Annotated in this window: 4 protein-coding genes and 1 pseudogene; 2 read left to right on the top strand and 3 right to left on the bottom strand. The window is 34.4% G+C overall.

Annotated elements, in window-relative coordinates; genetic code table 11:
* Positions 1-136: 136 nt before the first annotated feature.
* The 3 genes from AB8B65_RS13305 to AB8B65_RS13295 form a co-directional block, all read right to left on the bottom strand.
* Positions 137-1,582 carry an aldehyde dehydrogenase gene (locus AB8B65_RS13305; RefSeq protein ID WP_405301585.1) on the bottom strand — a complete coding sequence of 482 codons (1,446 nt, stop codon included), beginning with the start codon at positions 1,580-1,582 and terminating at the stop codon, positions 137-139.
* Positions 1,583-1,590: 8 nt separating this feature from the next.
* Positions 1,591-1,992 (bottom strand): RidA family protein, encoded by a 402-nt coding sequence (locus AB8B65_RS13300; protein ID WP_205318053.1) that lies wholly within the window; start codon positions 1,990-1,992, stop codon positions 1,591-1,593.
* A gap of 175 nt (positions 1,993-2,167) precedes the next feature.
* Positions 2,168-2,722 (bottom strand): DUF1697 domain-containing protein, encoded by a 555-nt coding sequence (locus AB8B65_RS13295; protein WP_405301584.1) that lies wholly within the window; start codon positions 2,720-2,722, stop codon positions 2,168-2,170.
* Between the two features lie 264 nt (positions 2,723-2,986).
* Here AB8B65_RS13295 and AB8B65_RS13290 point away from each other — a divergent pair, with 264 nt between their 5' ends.
* Positions 2,987-3,943: a hypothetical protein gene (locus tag AB8B65_RS13290; protein ID WP_405301583.1), complete on the top strand. Its 957-nt coding sequence runs from the start codon at positions 2,987-2,989 to the stop codon at positions 3,941-3,943.
* 97 nt (positions 3,944-4,040) lie between these two features.
* Positions 4,041-4,144, top strand: a pseudogene (locus AB8B65_RS13285) (dienelactone hydrolase family protein); the annotation flags it as partial.

Raw genomic sequence — 4,144 nt, 5'->3', positions numbered from 1 at the left:
AAGTTCGTTATTTGTTTTGCTTACTCGTGTGTTTTTTTGTCACGAATTCACGAATGTTATTTTGTTACTCTTAATTTTATTTGAACTCGAATTGATCTTCCTTTTTAATTTAAGATTCAACATTTATAATTTAAAATCAAGAGTATTTTATACATATATTTTTTGGTTCCGTGAAGAAACGTAAAGCTTCTAATCCGCCTTCGCGTCCTACGCCTGAGTTTTTCATTCCGCCGAAAGGTGTACGCAAATCACGCAGTAACCACGTGTTTACCCAAACAATTCCTGCTTCGATTTTTTTAGACATGCGCATGGTACGATTCAGATTATTTGTCCAAAGTGTCGCTGATAAACCATAGCGAACTCCGTTTGCCATTTGTAGTACTTCTTCTTCCGTATCAAATGGCATGATGGTAACAACTGGACCAAATATTTCTTCTTGATTTACACGACATTGATCGGTTTGTACTTCAATGACTGTTGGCTCCAGATAGTATCCGTTTTCAGAACCTTTAACCACAACTTCATTTCCGCCACATAAAACGGTTCCGCCTTCTTCTTTGGCAATGTCAATGTATGATTTTACTTTTTCTAAGTGTGGTTTTGATACCAATGCGCCAACTTTGGTCGTTTCTTCAAACGGATTTCCTACTTTGAGTTGTTTCACGCGTGCTACAAAGTCCGTTTTGAATTTGTCATAGATGCTTCTTTCTACAAAAATACGTGATCCGCATAAACAGATTTGTCCTTGATTTGCAAAGGAAGATCGCACCGTAATTTTCAACATTTCATCATAATCACAGTCTGCAAAAATGATGTTTGGATTTTTTCCTCCCAATTCCAGCGAAAGCTTTTTAAACATTGGTGCCGCAGTACGAGCAATATGCGCTCCTGTAGCCGTTCCGCCTGTAAAGGAAATTGCTTTTATGTTGGGATGTTCCGTAATGGCTTGCCCTGTAGTGTGCCCTAAACCGTGTACAATGTTTAAAACTCCGTTTGGCAAACCGGCTTTTGTACAGATTTCGCCTAGCAGATACGCCGTCATTGGTGTGACTTCACTTGGCTTGGCAACAACCGTATTTCCTGTGGCTAATGCAGGTGCAATTTTCCATGTGAAAAGATATAATGGTAGATTCCATGGTGAAATGCAGCCTACTACTCCTATTGGTTGTCGCAATGTAAAATTAACAGCGTTGAGTCCGATACTTTCATGTGCTTCGCTCGAAAATTGTGTGATGGCTTGCGAGAAGAATTTGAAATTGCTTGTTGCTCTTGGAATGTCAATTTGTGTGGCTAAACTTAGCGGTTTTCCATTGTCTAAAGATTCTGCGTGCGCCAAGTCTGCTAAGTTTTCTTCTATTAAAGAAGCGATTTTGTTTAGAATGCGACTTCGCTCATCTAAAGTAGTTTGTGACCAACTCGGAAATGCAGCTTTGGCTGCTTTGTATGCGGCTTCGACATCTTCTGAGGATGAGTTAGGAATGTGTCCGTATATTTCTCCATTTGACGGATTGTAGTTGTCAATCCATTCGTTATTTTTTGGTTCAACATAACTTCCGTTGATATAGTTTAGAATCTTTTTCATACGATGGATTATTGTTTTTTATACGCAACAACTTTGATTTCAACTACCAAGTCTGGATGCGGCAATTGATGCACAGCAACCGTTGTTCGTGTGGGACCTGTTTCTTTTTCAAAGAATTCTCCGTACGCTGCATTGTATCCTGCAAAGTCGTTCATGTTGACAAGAAACGAAGTTACATCAACTACATCGGCTAGACTTGCGCCAACACTTTGTAAATTTTTGTCAATGTTTTTTAAAACTTCACGTGTTTGTGTGGCTATATTTAGGTGTTTCGTTCCCATTTCGTCAATAATATCTACTCCAGCAATGCTATTATCTGGTCTTCGTGAACTTGTTCCTGATACAAATATAAAGTCGCCCACACGTTTTGTGTGTGGATACGCGCCTCTTGGAGTTACTTTTTTTTCCATTTACTTATTTTTTATTATGTCATATCGAGCGCAGTCGAGATACTGTATTACTTTTAATGATTCTCGACTGCGCTCGAATTGATAATTAGAATTATTTAGTTCATTTTTCTATTTTTATAACTTTCTACAAATTAGAGTTAATCTTCTTTTTTATTTAAAATTCAACATTCATAATTTAAGATTTCTCTAGCGCTTCCGCAAGATCTAATAATTTATAAATCGTTCTCCAATTTCTGGTGGTTGCTTGTGTTTTTAGTTTGCGTTCAAAGAGATTGTTTGAAAGTTTACTTCTTCCAAAACCATTTGGACAGTAGAGATATACTTCTGAGTGTACGATTTTGAATTGATCGCCTTTGCCATCAATATCAATTGTTGTTTCTTCTGGAATGCTGGCTAAAAATGTAATGGCTTGTTTTGAAATATCTTCTTCAGTAAATGGATTGTTTACAATTGCTGTTTTCCACTGCGCAATTGTTTTCACCAAAACTGGCACCTCATAATCATACTGCTTTTTGATGGCTTCCGCAATTTGACTTCCTATTTTTTCTTGATCTTTTTGTGATGATTTAAAGACTACATTTCCGCTTTGAATGTAGGTTTGAATGTTTTCAAAACCTAGCTTAGCAAGCAATTCACGAAGTTCTGCCATGGGCAGTTTTTTACTTCCAGAAACGTTGATTCCACGTAAGATGGCAATGTATATCATGTTGGTTGGTTGTGTGCGTTTCAAAGATACGTTTTTTCTTGTTTTTCGTTGGTTGTTGTTTGTCTATTTATCTTTTTGTTAATTTAACTGAAGCTTGTTGTATATCTGTTAGATGCTTCTACACATAAACAAAAGCTTCTCGCTAGTCTACAGGAACGAATTCCCACTCATGAAAGTAAATTTAAAAGAATTAATTTCAATAAAATTTATTCGGTGTGGATACTGAAAAATTTTAACTTAGCTTCACAACTAATTCAAATCATAAATAAATTACGAATGCTATCAAAAATGAAAAAAATAATATTTATAGTGTTTTTTATCCCTTTTTTCAACTTTTCACAAACGTTTGAAAAAGACCTGGAAGAACCTTTGACAAATTATAATGACGCTTCAAATGATGCAGATTTTGTTGAAGGAACTAAAATCAAACAAATAGATATTGTCCATTATGGCGGTGGCGGATTATCTAAATTCGATGAACTTGATAGCATTGGAAAGGATAGTCACGTCATGAGAAAGATTACTTTACAATACAATAAAAACGGAAAGACAGTTAGTTTTGAAAAAGATTATATTCTATTTAAAGAAAGTAAAAAGTTTGAATACGATAATTTGAACAGGTTGGTGAAAATTATTTATTCAAAGTGGAATAGAGAAATTAAAGAGTACGAGCAAAATGAAGTTTTTGAGCATCATGATAATGTTGTAAAGCGACATCAATATTACAAAAACGATCTAGAGGAAATTAGTTGTAGCGCTCAATATTATTTTAATGAAAATAATTTTTTATCAGAAATCAAAGATCATGATACTTGTTTTCATTTTTATCCACTTACCACTTATAAATATGACGAAAATGGTAATGTGAGTTTCGTTGACGATACAGAGATGAAGTATGTATATGATAAGCATAACAATTTATTATCATCTGGCAGTTTTGAAGCTGGCAGTAAAACACCTTCAGTTTCAAGCAAGTCTACATACAATGACCAGCAACAATTAATTGATTATCGAACTTTTTACGAAGAAAAACTAGATGAAAGATATGAGTATGAATATGAGAACGATCTTTTATCGAAAAAGATTGTCTATTTAAAAAATAAAAAAGATCACTATTTCCTTTATTATTATGATACTAAAGGAAATTGGATACGAAAAGAACGATATTTATATCCAGAGTCTTACGTTGGAGTTGAAGAGGTTTGGCTAGTAGATATATCAATTCGAAATATACAATACTGGTAAATTTTTGTATTTGGAAAATGTCTTTAATGTGTATTTTAATTTAAAAATAAAACTCAAAAATTCCGTAACTTTAGATCAACCAAAAAAACCTTAAATCATGAGCGAACTTAAAAAAGAAGACATCAAACAAGAAGTGTTCGATTTGTATGACGATTATGCGCATAGTAAAATTGGACGTCGTCAGTTTATGGAACGACTTTC

Source organism: Kordia sp. (assembly GCF_045105435.1).
GTDB lineage: Bacteria > Bacteroidota > Bacteroidia > Flavobacteriales > Flavobacteriaceae > Kordia.
Note: the sequence above shows the minus strand (reverse complement) of the source record. Positions and strands in the feature narration are given on the sequence as shown.

What these genes read in the sequence shown, in the direction of transcription:
- AB8B65_RS13305 (WP_405301585.1), bottom strand. Translation starts at nt 1,582, where the DNA reads ATGAAAAAGATTCTAAACTATATCAACGGAAGTTATGTTGAACCAAAA.
- AB8B65_RS13300 (WP_205318053.1), bottom strand. Translation starts at nt 1,992, where the DNA reads ATGGAAAAAAAAGTAACTCCAAGAGGCGCGTATCCACACACAAAACGT.
- AB8B65_RS13290 (WP_405301583.1), top strand. Translation starts at nt 2,987, where the DNA reads ATGAAAAAAATAATATTTATAGTGTTTTTTATCCCTTTTTTCAACTTT.